A 15,686-nucleotide genomic window follows, 5' to 3' on the forward strand; every position below is an offset into this window, starting at 1 on the left:
CCCGTGGGAGGCCAGGGCGCCGCTGACCGGTGGACGGCACCGAGCCGTACGCTTGAACTTAGAAGGGGGAGGCCACGCGGCCTCCCCCTTTTTTGCGTTTACGGGGCGTAAATGACTCTATTACACCAGACGATCTTATCGTTTTTGGTATTGAGCCTTTATTTAAAGAAGATAAATCGAATAACAAGGGCAACTGCTATGACCGCAATGATCAAAAGCAGGATTGTCAGTCGATGCTGCTTGCGTCGTTTACTTGTCGAAACGAAGATTGATTTTCCCTGTTTTGGCGTTTCGAGATAGCGAGCCGAATGCGTCAAGGTTTGCTTTGGTCGAGGACCTCTTTGTCGATGAGTGGCGGATGCTTTCATCGGCTCATCACTAGCTGCGCTGTTTTTAGATAATGGTGCGTCTTTCAGATATACAGGGTCTCCCGAGGCGACGCCCATATGTTTACGTCCCGTTTGGGCATCCTCGAGCGTTTGATATCGATTTCTCGTCACATACTCGGGCTCCGGATCATTAATGGGCTCTTGCGAGATGTGGGGGCGATGGAACCGCGGCGGCTGCGTGGAAGTATCTTCCCCCTGCGTCGGCATAAACATTTTGTTCTGGTTTTGGTCGTCCATGATGCCCTTTAGCTCGTTACCAACAACGTGTACGCGCTCATTGTAAGCCCCTTGCTATTTGTAGCTGTGAACATACTTGTTATTTAAGCTCTGGTTCAAAGAACCTTAACCTTATTAAAACCTGAGTCAAACACACTTAGATATGCTTATAGTACTAGACTCAAAAAACTTTATAGTCGATGTATATATGAGCACTGGGTGGGCATATATAAGAGCGTCAAAAGAAGTCCCAGTCACCTAGAAGATGACTCGGCAGTCCTTAAAAGGAGTGGTAAACATGGCAAGCATGGTTCCTTATCGTTCGGTTTTTGGCGTTCGTCCTTCTGCTAGCTCGCTGTTCGATCTGTTTGATGATATGACTGACCTTGCAAACAACTCGATTGCTTCCAAGGCGTTTCCCGTTGACGTTGAGGATAAGGGCGACGGCTATGAGGTCAAGGCTTATCTGACCGGCGTCGCCAAGGACGATATCGATGTCGAGCTTAACGAGGGTCGTCTGTCCATTAGCGTGAATGTCGAGGAAGACGAGGAGAACGAGGGCAAGAACTTCCTGCAGAAGGAGTTCAGCTCGTACAGCGCGACGCGTGGCGTGTATCTAAAGGACGCTTCGAGCGAGGGCCTCTCGGCTAAGTACGCTGACGGCATCCTGATCGTTACGGTCCCCAAGATCGTCGAGAAGAAGAACGTTACGAAGATCTCCATCGACTAACTTCGTTGGTGTTCTGCGCTATTAAAAGACAGCAAAAGGGGCTGGGAAGCGATTCTCGGCCCCTTTTGCTGTCTAGGACAGTCTATTGAATGGTTACTGGCCGATGCTGGCTTGCGGGGCGTATCGAGAGTTTTCGCGATCCTTGGAGAAGGGTTGCGGAGCTGCCGACCTCGTCATCCAGGGTTGCGGTCAGAGCTTTGGCATAGCTTTTGACGGTAAGGCTCGGACGATTGTTATCTTGGCTGATATGCATGGCAATGAGCTGTTCGGTGCGTTCGGTAACAAGTTCGCGCGCGGCTTCGGCGGCTTGGCCATTGGAGAGGTGTCCCCTTGCAGACAGGATGCGCTCCTGAAGAAAGCGGGGATATTCTCCCTCGCGCAGCATGGTCACATCGTGGTTGCTTTCGAGTGCGAGGACTCGACAATCTTCGAGGGTGTTCATGGCTTGGCTCGATAGCTCTCCGGTGTCGGTGGCAAAACCGATGGAATCATCGAGGGTGTCGAATCGATAGCCGACTGGATTGATGACATCGTGTGACGTTGAGTAGGTTTGCACGTGGATGCCGGCAATGGATAGGGTGTCACCGGGATCGAATTCCTCGACAGGCAGATGCGAAAGATTTTCTTTGCTCGAAAGAGTGCCCCTGCTGGCAAAGAGGGGGCCGTGCCAGTGCTTGCACCAGACATCGAGGCCCTTGATGTGATCGCTATGCTCATGAGTAATGAGAAGAGCCGAGACGTTGTCTGCCGAGAGCCCCAGTTCTGCCATGCGCTTTAATGTCTCGCGGCGAGACAGTCCGTCATCGACCATAATGAGCCCCTGCGGGCCCTCGATGAGTGCGCAGTTGCCTTTAGAGCCACTGCCGAGGATATGAAGGTGCAGGCAAGACATAAGATTCCAAAGGATACAATGGGTGCGGACGAATAAAGGAGGAAGCGAATGCCAACGGTATCACAGCATTACGGACACCATGCCGTGCCTGGGGCAGTCGATGAGACCCGGACGAGGCAGCAGGCAGCTCCTGTCGTGCTCATGGTATCAGGCGGCGCGGACTCGACGGCACTGCTTCTTATGGCGTGCACATCAAAGCTGGATATCCAAGACGGACGCGGTGTTGCCCCCATTGCTCGCGAGCGCCTGCATGTGCTGCATGTAAACCATCATCTGCGCGGCAAGGCGTCCGATGGCGACGAGGCCTTTGTGCGTGAGCTCTGCGCGCAATATGGTTTACCGCTGTGTGTGGAGCACGCTTATTTTGATGGGGAGTCGGGCAATATTGAGGCCGCGGCCCGCGAGGTGCGCTATGCCGCGGCGCGGAGGTATGTTCGCGAACTCTGCGCCCAGACGGGGGCACCGCGAACGGCGGCTCGTATCTGCACCGCGCACACGTCTTCGGATCGCGCGGAAACGTTTTTGATGAACGCGATTAAGGGTTCGGGGCCCGCTGGTCTATCGAGCATTCCTCGCCGGAGGAATATCGTGGTGCGTCCCTTGCTCGACCTAACTCATGGCGAGCTCGTGGGCTATCTACAGGTACATGGTCAGCCGTGGCGTGAAGACGAGAGCAATGAGGATATCTCGTATCTGCGAAACTACGTGCGCCATCGGGTAATGCCAGTGGTGGCACAGCGTAATGCGAGCGTGTGCAAGACGATTGGCGCCGCCTGTGAGATCTTGGGTGACGAAGATGCGTTTCTATCCCAGCTGTCGGCACAGGCGTTTCGAAGCTGCCTGCGCAAGGAGGCGGCGGGCGCGCTAGTGCTCGATGCCAGACGCCTTGCTGCGGCCGAGGTGGTAATCGCGCGGCGCATCGTGCGACTGGCGATCAAACGCATCGATCCGGGCGCTCGTCCAGAGATGCGACATGTGGAGCGAGTCCTTTCCTGCGTTGCCGAAGGCACAGGCTCGGTCACGCTTCCGGCGGGAATTGACGCGCGCGTCGAGTTTGGCATGCTAGCGTTTAAGGCGCCGGCGGCTCGTGAGGGGCTGGTTGCGGACTGGATTACCATACCCGGTCGTTTGCCGTTGGGCGGGGGGCGCATGCTGGTCGCAGAGCCGATGGCCGTTGAGCCGGGATGCGATATCGTGCGCCGCGCCCGTGAGCTTGCGGCTGCCGGGGAAGTGACAGCTTTGGTAGACGCGGCTGCCCTGGGTTTTGCCGACAGCGATAGTGAGCGGATCCTGGCGGGCTCACGTGGCGAGATCCCTGCAGAGGCGCGATTGGCGCGCCTGTGGGTGGACGGTCCCGCACCGGGAGACGTGATGTGCCCGTTAGGAATGAGTGGCCGAAGCAAGAAGGTATCCGACTTGCTAGGCGAGGCTCGCATTCCCGTTTCCGAGCGCGCCGGCGTGCCCGTGGTGAGGACGGCGCCGGGAGGTGCCGTGGTGTGGGTCGCCGGAGTTCGCGCGGACGAACGTTTTAAATGCACGGCGGCGACGCGTGTGGCTTATCTGCTTCGCGTGGTTGACGCGGATTAGCCCCTCGCACCAGCTGTTCTGTGCGGCGTTGACGGTATTCCCGCGCTGATGGTGCGCGGGCTGGAAAATATACCCCGTGCGCTGCTAAAATGTGTAGTTCGCGTCCATACGGCGGTGTGTGGGCGATTAAGCACAAGAAAGGGTTGTCATGGCTTCTCAACATCCGGATATCGAGAAGGTTCTGTTTACGCAGGAGGATATCGACGGCATCGTTTCTCGCCTGGGCGAGGAGATCACTCGCGACTACGCGGGTAAGGATCTGGTGCTGATCGCGGTTCTGCGCGGTGCCGTTGTCTTTATGGGCGACCTGATGCGCAAGATTGAGCTACCGACCAACATCGATTTCATGGCTGTTTCGAGCTATGGCGACGGTGTGAAGTCTTCGGGCATCGTGCGTATCATTAAGGATCTGGATATCGACATCCGTGGTCGCGACGTGCTGATCGTCGAGGACATTCTGGACTCGGGCCTGACCCTCAAGTACCTGATGAAGAACCTCGAGAGCCGCAAGCCCGCTTCGCTGGAGGTCGCTGCCTTCCTGTGGAAGGACGTTGAGGACCGCACCTCGGCCATCACGCCCAAGTATGTTGGAACCCATTGCCCCGATGCCTTTGTGGTGGGCTACGGCCTCGACTATGCCGAGCGCTATCGTAACCTTCCGTATCTGGGCATTTTGAAACCGGAGGTTTATTCGTAAGATGCCCGACGACCATAACGATAACAATTCCCAGACTCCCCGGGAGCCTAAGATCCCGGGGATGCCCGGAGGCAAGAAGCCCACGCGTACGGGCTGGCTGTATTTTATTTTGGCTTGCGCGCTTCTGGGCTACGCCTTCTTTAACATGGGCTCCGGCTTTGCCAATTCCAGCAATACCGTTAAGCTCGCGACGAGCGAGATGGTGAGCGCCATCAAGCAGGATCGCGTCGAAGATCTGACCTATACGGTTCAAGACGGAAGCGTGACGGGTCATTACTGGAAGACGAAGAAGGACAAGGGCGATACGAGCGAGCTCAAGAGCTTCTCCTCGACCTATGTCGGCTCCGATTCGCTTGCCGAGCTCATGGCGGAGCACCCCGATACCAAGTACATCGTCAACACCAACGATCCCGATTTTTGGGGCGACTTGGCGATGAGTGTGCTTCCGACGATCGCCCTTATCGCCATCATGTTCTACTTTATGCGCCAGATGATGGGCGCCAACAACAGGAACATGCAGTTTGGCAAGACCAACGCCAAGACCAACGAGGCCACGCGCCCCAAGGTCAAGTTTGAAGACGTTGCCGGCGTGGACGAGGCAGTCGAGGAACTCGAGGAGATCCGTGACTTTTTGAGCGATCCGGACCGCTATCGCAAGCTGGGCGCCAAGATTCCGCGCGGCGTGTTGCTGGTGGGCCCTCCGGGCACCGGTAAAACGCTGCTGGCCAAGGCTGTAGCCGGCGAGGCGGGCGTGCCGTTCTTTAGCATCTCGGGTTCCGACTTTGTCGAGATGTTCGTGGGTGTCGGCGCCAGCCGCGTGCGTGACCTCTTTAAGGAGGCCAAGTCCCAGGCTCCGTCGATCATCTTCATCGATGAGATCGATGCTGTGGGACGTCAGCGCGGAGCTGGCTTGGGCGGCGGTCACGACGAGCGCGAGCAGACGCTCAACCAGCTGCTGGTCGAGATGGACGGTTTTGAGGAGAGCGAGTCGGTCATCCTGATCGCTGCAACCAACCGTCCTGACATCCTGGATCCGGCGTTGCTGCGCCCCGGTCGTTTTGACCGTCAGGTTACGGTTGACCGTCCGGATGTGAAGGGCCGCGAGCAGATCTTGCGCGTGCATGCCGAGAACAAGCCGATGGACGAGGACGTGAAGTTTGAGAAGCTCGCCCAGATGACCGTTGGCTTCACCGGCGCCGATCTGGCAAATCTGCTCAACGAGTCTGCGCTGCTGGCTGCCCGCCGCCATCGTTCCGTGATCTCGATGGACGAGGTCGAGGAATCGATGGAGCGCGTGATTGCCGGTCCGCAGCGCAAGGGTCGCGTGATGACCGAGGCCGAGCGCACCACGATCGCCTACCACGAGAGCGGCCATGCCCTGGTGGGTCACATCCTGGAGCACTCCGATCCGGTTCACAAGATCTCGATCGTCAGCCGCGGCCAGGCGCTGGGCTACACGCTGCAGCTTCCGCAGGAGGACCACTTCCTCAAGACCAAGAACGAGATGCTCGACGAGCTTGCCGTGTTCTTGGGCGGTCGCGTTGCCGAGGAACTCATGTGCGACGACATCACGTCGGGCGCGAGCAACGATCTGGAGCGCGCGACCAAGATGGCGCGCGAGATGGTTACACGTCTGGGCATGAGCGAGGAGCTGGGCACGCAAGTGTTTGGTGAGGCGCAGCATCAGGTATTCCTGGGCCGCGACTACGCCGATCACCAGGATTACTCCGAGGAGACGGCGCGCCGCATCGACATCGAGGTCCAGCGCATTATGCGTGAGGCCCATCGTCGTGCGGTCGAGATTTTGGATGCCCGTCGCGATCAGCTCGATCTGATGGCGAAGGTGCTGCTTGAGCGCGAGACCGTCGAAGGCGACGCCGTGAACGCCCTGCTCGACAACGAGTGGAATGCCTACCTTGAGCGCGAGGACGATATCCTGGCGGCCAAGGAGGAGCGCAATGCCAAGGCGGCCGGCATGCCGACCAAGAAGCGCGCGCCTCGTATGAGCGAGGAGGAGCTGGCGGCTGATGCCGCGGCCTTTGCGCAGGCGGCCATGCAGGAGGATGCCGAAGCCGCATCCGATGATGCTGACGATGACCATGCCGTCGTCGATGCCGATGCCGATGCCGACACCGACAAATAGTCTTTGTGGCGAAAGCCTCCGCGGGGAAACCTGCGGAGGCTTTTTCTTTTGAGCGATATGGGGCCGTCTGTTGATTGGGGACAGACTTAAATGAGCGTTTTCACGCATTTAAGTCTGTCCCCAATCAACATTTTCACGCATTTAAGTCTGTCCCCAATCAACATTGCTGCGGCACTTTGCTCGGCTAAAGCGTACAATAGCGCCTATGCGAAAGGGGAACAGATGATCAACGAAACGATGTATGCTCGCGGTGCGGAAAGCTCCATCATCCGCGAGATTTTTAGCTATGGCCTTGAGCGCAAGGCGCAGATCGGTGCGGAAAACGTATTCGATTTTTCGCTGGGCAATCCGAGCGTTCCGGCGCCCGCTGCTGTGGCTGAGTCGATTAAGAAGGCTCTGGAGCTGCCGAGTGACCAGTTGCACGGCTACACGCCCGCACCGGGCCTGCCGCAATGTCGAGCAGCCGTCGCCGAATCGCTCAACCGCCGCTTTGGAACGAACTATGAGGGTAAGGACGTCTTTATGACGGTGGGTGCCGCGGCTTCGCTCACCTGCACGCTCAACGCCGTTACGAACCCGGGCGACGAGGTTATTGTTATCGCCCCGTACTTTCCGGAGTATCGCGTTTGGATTGAGAAGGCCGGCTGTACGTGTGTTGAGGCGCTCGCCGATGAAGATACGTTCCAGCTGAGCGTGGACAACGTGCTCAAGGCGATCAGCGATAAGACGGCGGCCGTCATCATCGACTCGCCCAACAATCCGACTGGTGCCGTATATACACGCAATACGCTGACGCGACTGGCCAATGTTCTGCGCGAGGCCAACGCTCAGCGCGATTCCGAGAATCCAATTATGCTCATCTCGGATGAGCCGTACCGCGAGATCGTGTACGGTGCCGAGGTGCCTTGGGTGCCCTCGATCTACGAGCACACCATCGTGTGCTACTCGTATTCCAAGTCGCTGTCGCTGCCGGGTGAGCGCGTGGGATGGATCCTTGTTCCCAATACGAATCCTCAGGCAGATCGTCTAATGCCCGCCGTTGCCGGTGCCGCCCGTACGCTGGGCTTCGTGTGCGCGCCGGCGCTCTTTCAGCGCGTAATTATCGACTGCATCGATGAGCCGAGTGACGTTGAGGCCTATGCTCGCAACCGCACGGCGCTTACCGACGCACTGGCGGAGTATGGCTACACCTATGTTGAGCCGGATGGCGCGTTCTACCTATGGGTGAAAGCGTTGGAACCCGATGCGAATGCGTTTTGCGAGCGCGCAAAGAAGTATGAGTTGCTTGCGGTTCCCTCGGACAGCTTTGGTATGCCGGGTTGGTTCCGCCTGGGCTATTGCGTGAGCTACGAAACGATTGTCAATTCGCTACCCGCTTGGAAACAGTTGGCGGACGAGTATCGTTAAAAGTAAAGCGCTCTGCCTACAATGTTTTACGTGAAACGGGGTTTGGTGTTAAGCCGGACCCCGTTGTCATGGACGTTGTGTCTTTGGGATGGAGTGGTTTTACGACTATCGAAGGCTATGCGTACAATGAATATAAGCGACGGCCGTGCCAGATAAGGAGACCTGATGCCCTACCTGCTTTCTTGTGACATTCATACCCATACGATGTTCTCTGCGCATGCATGTTCGACCATTGAGGAGAATGTGTACTGGGCGGCAGAGCGTGGTCTGCAGGTGCTCGGATCTGCCGACCATTTGAGCTCTATGGTTACGGCTTGCCCCAATGACCTGCGCAGTTACCAGTTCTTTATCAACCAGGATATCTGGCCGCGCATTTGGAGCGGCGTGCTGGTGCTGCGTGGTGCCGAGGCCGATATCGTTTCGCTGGACGGAAGCCTGTTTGGCGAGGACACTCCTGTCACGCTCGATATCGCCGGCGATTCGTACAGCCGTCAGCATTCACTGTTCGATTTGGTTACGCGTAATTTGGATTATTTGGTTGCAAGCGTGCATAATCCGCAGATTGCTGAGGGCGCGACGCTGGCCCAGACGACCGAGATGTATATCAATGCCCTGGAGCACCCCAAGGTGTTCATGCTGGGCCACACGGGACGTTCGGGCGTGCCGTTCGATATCGACGAGGTGCTGTTGGCAGCTAAGGCCAAGCACAAGATTATTGAGATCAACAACCATAGTCTTGAACACGGTGTCGACACTGAGCATTGGGCCGTATGCCGCAAGATCGCCGAGCGCTGCGCCGAGCTGGGCGTGGGCATTGGCGTTTCGACCGATGCGCACATTGGCATGGCAATTGGTAAGCTCGATTACGCTCGCAAGATGCTCGACGAGATTCACTTCCCGTTGGATCTGATCGTGACGCGCGATCGCGAGACGCTGCTGCGCGAGATGGCGGCAGCCGGCGTGTGCGATCTGCGCAATGGGATGTAGCGGAGTTTATAAACCAAGCGAAGGGGGCGGCCCAGGCGGGTCGCCCCCTTTCTTGTGCCGGTGGATTAGCGGCGTTCGAGGACCGCTACGGTTTCGGTGTGGTCGGTGTGAGGGAACATGTCGACGGGCGTGATCTTGAGCAGGCGATAGCCTCCGTCGAGGAGCTGATGCAGGTCGCGCTCTTGAGTCACGGGGTTGCAGCTGATATAGGTGATGCGGCGCGGCTTAAGCGCGCAGGCAGCTTCGAGGAACTCGGGGGTAGAGCCGGCGCGCGGCGGATCGATGGAAAGGACATCGACCCGCTCGTTGTTATCGGCGGCATCCAGGATGTAATCGGTGGCATCGTCGGCCATAAACCAAGCGCTGCGGGTGAGGCCGTTGAGCTCGGCATTACGACGTGCGTCGGCAATGCCGGCGTGGTTGCGCTCCACGCCAAGCAGCATAATACCGACGCCCTTGTCCTGGGCGGCTTTGGCTGCGCACAGGCCGATAGTTCCACTACCGCAATAGGCATCCATGAGTACGTCGCCCTGCTGCAGGTTCATGCCGTCAATCGCGAGCTGATAGAGCAGCTCGGTCTGCTGCGGGTTGGTCTGGTAGAACGCGGTGGGGGAGATATCGAACTCGCAGCCGAGCAGCTGGTCGCGCATGCACTCGGCGCCATATACAATGCGGGTTTCCTCGCCGAGGATGGCGTTGCCGGGACGTCCGTTGATGTTTTGGGCGACGGTGACGATGTGCGGATTGAGTGCGGCGACAGCCTCAAAGAACTCCTGCGCATGCGGCAAGTCGCGCTGAGCGGTCACGAGCGTGACCATGACCTGGTCGGTACGCCAACCGCAGCGGACGACGGCATAGCGAAGTAAACCAAGATGCTTGTCCTCATTAAAGGCGGGAATATGCAGCCGCTCAGCTTCGCGTGCGATGCCGTTGAGAATCTGACGGGCACCCGGTGCCTCGACAGGACACTCGGGTACGGCAACGATCTTGTGCGTGCCGCGCTCAAAGAAACCGCAACGGACAGCACCCTCCTTACCGGGAGCAAAGGGAGTGGCGGCCTTATGGCGAAAACCGCGCGGCGCAGGATATTTGCCCGGGTCGCCCAGGGTGACGCCCATACCGCGAATGGGGTCGACGCTAATGCCCTCGCGCTCGCAAAGGGTAGCAAAAAGCTCCTCCATGGCGGCCTGCTTGGCTGCCAACTGCTTCTTATAAGGACGATTGAGCGCCGTACACCCACCGCAAGCTTTCATGATCGAACAGGGAGACTTGGGGTCCACAGCCTTACGCGCAGACGAAACCTGATCTTTATGCGAGCGCTTGGAGCGAGTCTGAGATGCCTTATCCTCGTTCCGACGAGAGCCGGGACGCTTGCCCTTAGCCGACTTACCCTTCGCATTCAGAGACGACTTGGATTTCTTAGAAGATTTTCTCTCCCCCGACTCCTCAGCCGCCTCGATCAAAGCACGACGAGCCTTACGCTCCGCACGAGATTCTGCCATGAATTAACCCCACTAATGCATAAATTGAAATCTGAAAGCATTGTACCGTGCCAAGCTAGCGGACGATATGCAGGCGTCCATTTCCTGTCAGTGATAAGCCCAACGACGTTTGCCCGGCGTGGGCGGGGAGCGGCGCGTAATTAAGTTTATCGCGAGTTCCGCACGCAAAGGAAAGCACTTAATGTGCTTTCCGTCTTGCGCAGGACTGTAGAGCAGGAAACTTAATTACGCGCCGCTCCCCGCCCACGCCGGGCAAACCCTCCCTTGTACTTTATCAAGGTAGAGTGTATGATTCTGAACGTTACATGACTCACTTTACCTAACTAAAGTGCCATCAAGGGGGAATACCATGAACACCGATATGTCTCGTCGTCAGTTTGTTGGTCTAGCCGGCTCGCTCGCCACGGTGCTTGGCCTTGGTCTTGTCGGTTGCGGCGGTGGTGCCGGCAAGGGCTCCGCTGCTGGCTCTGCCGCGGCCAAGGATGTGAAGGGCGCTGCGGAGTCCAAGAAGCTCGTGGTGGGCTTTGATAAGTCCTATCCTCCGTACGGCTTTGTGGGCGACGATGGCGAGTACACCGGCTTTGATCTCGATCTTGCCAAGGCTGTTGCCGATAAGCAGGGCTGGGAGGTCAAATACGAGGCCATCGATTGGGATGCCAAGGACACGCTGCTTAACTCGGGCGCCATCAACTGCATCTGGAACGGCTTTACCATGGAGGGCCGTGAGGACGACTACACGTTCTCCGAGCCGTACATGCTCAACGAGCAGGTGCTGGTGGTCAAGAAGGATGCGGGCATCAAGGGCTGGGACGATCTTGCCGGCAAGACTGTGATTACCCAGACTGATTCCGCTGCGCAGGACGTGCTTGAGGGTGACCAGAAGGATCTGGCAGCGACGTTTGCCACGCTCGACACGATCGGCGAGTACAACACGGCCTTTATGCAGCTCGAGAGCGGCGCGGTCGATGCCGTGGCGTGCGACCTTTCGATTGCCCAGTATCAGCTTGCCGCCAAGCCCGATGCTTATACGCAGCTTGATGAGCCGCTGTCCAGCGAGCACTACGCCGTTGGCTTTAAGAAGGGCGACACCAAGTCGGCCGATGCTGTAGCCGAGTCGCTCAAGGCGCTCTACGAGGACGGCACGGTCAAGGACCTCTGCGATAAATATTCAAGCTATGGTTTGTCTTTCGATAATTGGGTGCTCAAGTAATGTCTATTCAGGTCATGATGCGGATGCTTGGCCAGGGTTTCTTGGTCAGTTTGCAGTTGTTTGTGCTGACGCTGTTGGGGTCGATTCCGCTGGGAATTCCCGTGGCGTTTATGCGCATGAGCAAAATCGCGCCGCTTCGCTGGATTGCGCGCATCTACATTTCGGTCATGCGCGGTACGCCGCTCATGCTGCAGATGTTTGCCATCTACTTTGCCCCGTACTACGTGTTTGGCATTTCGCTCACGCCCGATTCCAAGTGGACGGCGTGCGTCGTGGCGTTCATCATCAACTACGCCGGTTACTTTGCCGAGATCTATCGCTCGGGCTTGCAGTCCATTCCGCGCGGTCAATACGAGGCCGCCGAGGTGCTGGGCTATTCGCGCGTGCAGACGTTTCTGTATATCGTGATGCCGCAGGTCGCCAAGCGTATTCTGCCGGCGATGGGCAACGAGATTATCACGCTGGTCAAGGACACGTCGCTGGCGTTTGCCATTGGCGTGGGTGAGATGTTCTCGACGGCCAAGGCGCTGGTCGCCTCGCAGGTGAGTATGGTGCCGTTTGCGATCGCGGCGCTGATCTACTGGATCTTTAACTTTGTGGTCGAGATGCTGCTGGGCGCCGCCGAGAAAAAATTGGATTACTACCATGATTAATTCGGTAATGAATATATCGAACGCACGTAAGGCGTTTGGCGGCAATGAGGTGCTCAAGGATATCTCGCTTGAGGTGAAGCGTGGCGAGGTCGTGGCGATTATCGGGCCTTCGGGTGGCGGCAAGTCCACGCTGCTGCGGTGTGCCACGCTGCTCGAGACACTCGACGGAGGCTCGCTCTCGTTTGGTGACCTTGCCGTTGCGACGGATGCGGGTTCGGGCGCGGTCTATGCGAAGGGCGATGTGCCCAAGCAGGCGCGCTCGCGATTCGGTCTGGTGTTCCAAAATTACAACCTGTTCCCGCACTATACCGTGATGAAAAACATCATCGACGCGCCGATCCGCGTGCTTAAGCGCCCGCGCGAGCAAGCGGAGGCCCGTGCACGCGAGCTTATTGCGCAGATGGGGCTTACGGGCAACGAGAACAAGGTGCCATGTGAGCTTTCGGGTGGCCAGCAACAGCGTGTGAGTATCGCCCGCGCCTTGGCGCTCGATCCGGAGATCCTGTTCTTTGACGAGCCGACCTCGGCACTCGATCCCGAGCTGACGGCCGAGGTGCTGCGTGTCATTAAAGACCTTGCCGCGCAGAATATGACGATGGTAATCGTGACCCACGCGATGCAGTTTGCGCGCGATGTTGCCGACCGCGTGGTCTTTATGGATGGCGGCCGCATTGTCGAGGAGGGCCCTGCCGAGCAGGTCATCGACCATCCGCGTGAGCAGCGCACCCGTGAGTTCTTGAGCCGTATCGAGGGATAGGCTCAGGTATTTACTCAACTATTAATTGAGGCGAAGCCGTCGCAGGTCTTACGGTCTGTGGCGGCTTTTTGTTTGCATCGACGGGGTTCAATAATCGCCTCACAAGCTTGTCTCTTCCTCTCGCCGCCTGTATTCATACGTGCGCCGAAAGGTATGCATGGACGGCCGCCCGTGAGGGTAGGGTGGTGGCATAGGACATTTGGAGGGTGAGTCGGCTCGGTTGCCGACCATGCTGCTCCCGGGATGGCACCGACCGCGAACTCTCCCCGTTGGCGTCGCGCATTGCGCGCGGCCCTGCAAGGAGGTCATCATGGGTGCTCCCAAGACCGGCAATGTAAGGAACGTGGTGCTCGTAGGCCAAGGCGGGGTGGGCAAGACTTCACTCGCCGAGGCCATGCTCCACCTTTCCGGCAAGACCGCCCGCCTGGGCGGCCACGACGGTACCAAGCCCACGCTCGACTATGACCCCGAAGAGGTCAAGCGTGCATTTTCCATCTCGACGACCATCGCGCCGATCGACTGGAAGGGCGCGCGCATCAATGTGCTCGATGCCCCGTGCTACCCCGATTTTATCGGCGACGCCTTTGCCGCGATGAGCGTCTGCGAGACGGCTCTGTTTGTGGTCGACGCCGAGGCCGGCCCACAGCCTACGACGGTTAAGCTCTGGTATGCCGCCGAGGACCTGCGTCTGGCGCGTGCGGTGTTCGTAAACCGCCTGTCGCGCTCCGAGGCCAGCTTTGCGACCACGATGGACCTGCTGCAAGAGCGCTTTGGCACGCGCCTGGGCGCCGTGACCCTTCCCTGGGGCGAGGGCGAGGACTTTGACGGCATCATCGACCTGGTGCGCATGAAGGCGCGCCATTGCAACGGCACCGAAGCCGTTGAGTCGGAGATTCCCGAGGAGTATCGTGCCCAGGCCGAGGAGGCCCATGACCATCTGTGCGAGTTGGTGGCCGAGGCCGACGATGAGCTGATGATGAAGTACCTGGAAGGCGAGGAGACGCTGACGCAGGAGGAGCTTGAGGGCCTGCTGTCGAAGGCGATCGCCGAGCGCATCTTTGTGCCGGTCTTTGCGGGCGATTGCATTAAGGAGCAGGGCGTCAACTCGCTGATGGACGACATCGCGACGTACTTCCCGGCGCCGACCGACTACGGCGAGATGCCGCTCATCGACGGTGATTCGCTCAAAATCTCGAGCGACGATGACCGTCCGGTGGCGTTTGTGTTTAAGACCCTGGCCGATCCGCAGCAGGGTCGCATCAGCTTTATCAAGGTGCTGACGGGTACGCTTGAGCCGGGTCTTGAGCTGATCAACGCGCGTACCCGCAAGGGCGACCGTCTGGCTCACCTGTATGTGATGTGCGGCCGCGATATGACCGAGGTCGGTCACGCCTATGCCGGCGACATCATCGTGGCGCCCAAGCTGGCTGCCGAGACGGGCGACACGCTCTCGATTACCGGTAAGGTCGAGGCCGCGGCGTTTAAGTTCCCCAACTCGCAGTACCGCATTGCCATCGAGGCCGAGAATCGCGGCGACGAAGAGAAGCTCTACACGTTTATCGAGAAGGCCTGCAAGGCCGATCCGACCATGAGCATCGACCGCGACGAGGAGACCGGCCAGACCATTATCTCCGCCGTTGGTGAGGCGCAGGTTTCGGTGCTGCTCAACCGTTTGGAGGATCGCACCAAAGTCGTGGCCAAGAGCGTGCCGATCCGCATTCCGTATCGCGAGACCATTCGCCGTACGGCAAGTGCCCAGGGCCGCCATAAGAAGCAGACCGGCGGCGCCGGTCAGTACGGCGACTGCTGGCTGCGCGTGGAGCCGCTCATTGGGCCCGACGGCACGAGCGATGGCTATGAGTTTGTGGACGAGGTCGTGGGCGGCCGTATTCCGCGCTCGCTGATCCCCGCCGTGGACAAGGGTGTCCAGGAGACCATGAAGGACGGCATCATTGCCGGCTACCCGCTCACGGGCATTCGCGTGGCTGTGTACGACGGCTCGTATCACAGCGTCGACTCCAACGAGATGGCGTTCCGCGCGGCAGCTCGCATCGGCCTGCGCAAGGCATGTGCCGATGCCGACCCGGTGGTGCTGGAGCCCATTGAGGAAATTACGGTGACCATCCCCGAGAGCTACGCCGGCGCTGTGATGGGCGACATCTCGGCATCGCGCGGTCGCGTGACGGGCATGGAGACCGATGAGCGCGGCGATACCGTGGTTATTGCCCAGGCGCCGCTGGCAGAGCTGACGGATTATTCGACGCGCCTGCGCTCTATCACGCGCGGCACGGGTGACTTTACCATGAAGCCCGCAGGCTATGAGCAGGTGCCTTATGACGTTCAGGCCAAGCTGGTCGAGCGCTATGAGGAGGGCCGCGCCAAGTAGCGCGTGATTTTGTCTGCAATGTAGGTGCTGACGAAAGGGCCGCCCTGGGTAACCGGGGCGGCTCTTTTTGATTCAAGACTTTAGTCCGCTGGCCGCGCAGCGGCCAGCTTTAAACCACCCGCTACGCGGG

The 15,686-nt window shown here is 58.7% G+C and carries 13 protein-coding genes; 10 read left to right on the top strand and 3 right to left on the bottom strand.

Annotation, left to right across the window (positions count from 1 at the left end; genetic code table 11):
- Positions 1-158: 158 nt before the first annotated feature.
- Positions 159-626, bottom strand: a complete 468-nt coding sequence (locus PGW49_RS09915) for a hypothetical protein (protein WP_138113597.1) — start codon at positions 624-626, stop codon at positions 159-161.
- Between the two features lie 277 nt (positions 627-903).
- Between PGW49_RS09915 and PGW49_RS09920 the strand changes: the two genes are divergently transcribed.
- Positions 904-1,335, top strand: coding sequence for an Hsp20/alpha crystallin family protein (locus PGW49_RS09920; protein WP_270226391.1), 432 nt, complete (start codon positions 904-906; stop codon positions 1,333-1,335).
- Positions 1,336-1,417: 82 nt separating this feature from the next.
- Here the strand turns inward: PGW49_RS09920 and PGW49_RS09925 are convergent, their stop codons facing one another.
- On the bottom strand, positions 1,418-2,227 hold the full coding sequence (locus PGW49_RS09925; protein WP_006235598.1) for an MBL fold metallo-hydrolase: 810 nt from the start codon (positions 2,225-2,227) through the stop codon (positions 1,418-1,420).
- A gap of 48 nt (positions 2,228-2,275) precedes the next feature.
- Between PGW49_RS09925 and tilS the strand changes: the two genes are divergently transcribed.
- The 5 genes from tilS (at position 2,276) to PGW49_RS09950 (ending at position 9,048) form a co-directional block, all read left to right on the top strand.
- Positions 2,276-3,814: a tRNA lysidine(34) synthetase TilS gene (gene tilS / locus PGW49_RS09930; RefSeq protein WP_006235599.1), complete on the top strand. Its 1,539-nt coding sequence runs from the start codon at positions 2,276-2,278 to the stop codon at positions 3,812-3,814.
- Between the two features lie 148 nt (positions 3,815-3,962).
- Positions 3,963-4,511 carry a hypoxanthine phosphoribosyltransferase gene (gene hpt / locus PGW49_RS09935; protein WP_006235600.1) on the top strand — a complete coding sequence of 183 codons (549 nt, stop codon included), beginning with the start codon at positions 3,963-3,965 and terminating at the stop codon, positions 4,509-4,511.
- A gap of 1 nt (position 4,512) precedes the next feature.
- The gene (ftsH, locus tag PGW49_RS09940; protein ID WP_138113595.1) at positions 4,513-6,654 is read left to right on the top strand and encodes an ATP-dependent zinc metalloprotease FtsH; all 2,142 of its coding nucleotides are present in this window, start codon (positions 4,513-4,515) and stop codon (positions 6,652-6,654) included.
- A 222-nt stretch (positions 6,655-6,876) separates the two neighbouring features.
- A complete protein-coding gene (locus tag PGW49_RS09945; protein WP_270226392.1) occupies positions 6,877-8,061 on the top strand; it encodes a pyridoxal phosphate-dependent aminotransferase in 1,185 nt (394 codons plus the stop codon).
- Between the two features lie 165 nt (positions 8,062-8,226).
- A complete protein-coding gene (locus PGW49_RS09950) occupies positions 8,227-9,048 on the top strand; it encodes a phosphatase (RefSeq protein ID WP_270226393.1) in 822 nt (273 codons plus the stop codon).
- A gap of 65 nt (positions 9,049-9,113) precedes the next feature.
- On the opposite strand, the gene rlmD is transcribed toward PGW49_RS09950, so the two are convergent.
- A complete protein-coding gene (gene rlmD / locus PGW49_RS09955; RefSeq protein WP_270226394.1) occupies positions 9,114-10,550 on the bottom strand; it encodes a 23S rRNA (uracil(1939)-C(5))-methyltransferase RlmD in 1,437 nt (478 codons plus the stop codon).
- 349 nt (positions 10,551-10,899) lie between these two features.
- Between rlmD and PGW49_RS09960 the strand changes: the two genes are divergently transcribed.
- The 4 genes from PGW49_RS09960 to PGW49_RS09975 all read left to right on the top strand — a co-directional run bounded on the left by PGW49_RS09960 (position 10,900) and on the right by PGW49_RS09975 (position 15,556).
- Positions 10,900-11,760, top strand: a complete 861-nt coding sequence (locus PGW49_RS09960) for a transporter substrate-binding domain-containing protein (protein WP_006235605.1) — start codon at positions 10,900-10,902, stop codon at positions 11,758-11,760.
- The gene (locus tag PGW49_RS09965) at positions 11,760-12,413 is read left to right on the top strand and encodes an amino acid ABC transporter permease (protein WP_270226396.1); all 654 of its coding nucleotides are present in this window, start codon (positions 11,760-11,762) and stop codon (positions 12,411-12,413) included. Before PGW49_RS09960 ends, PGW49_RS09965 begins: the two co-directional genes overlap by 1 nt.
- Complete coding sequence (locus tag PGW49_RS09970) at positions 12,406-13,170, top strand: amino acid ABC transporter ATP-binding protein (protein ID WP_270226397.1); 765 nt, start codon at positions 12,406-12,408, stop codon at positions 13,168-13,170. Before PGW49_RS09965 ends, PGW49_RS09970 begins: the two co-directional genes overlap by 8 nt.
- Before the next feature lie 310 nt (positions 13,171-13,480).
- Positions 13,481-15,556: an elongation factor G gene (locus PGW49_RS09975; RefSeq protein ID WP_128620655.1), complete on the top strand. Its 2,076-nt coding sequence runs from the start codon at positions 13,481-13,483 to the stop codon at positions 15,554-15,556.
- Positions 15,557-15,686 lie beyond the last annotated feature (130 nt).

It is taken from the genome of Collinsella aerofaciens (assembly GCF_027679495.1).
Classification (GTDB): domain Bacteria; phylum Actinomycetota; class Coriobacteriia; order Coriobacteriales; family Coriobacteriaceae; genus Collinsella; species Collinsella aerofaciens_AK.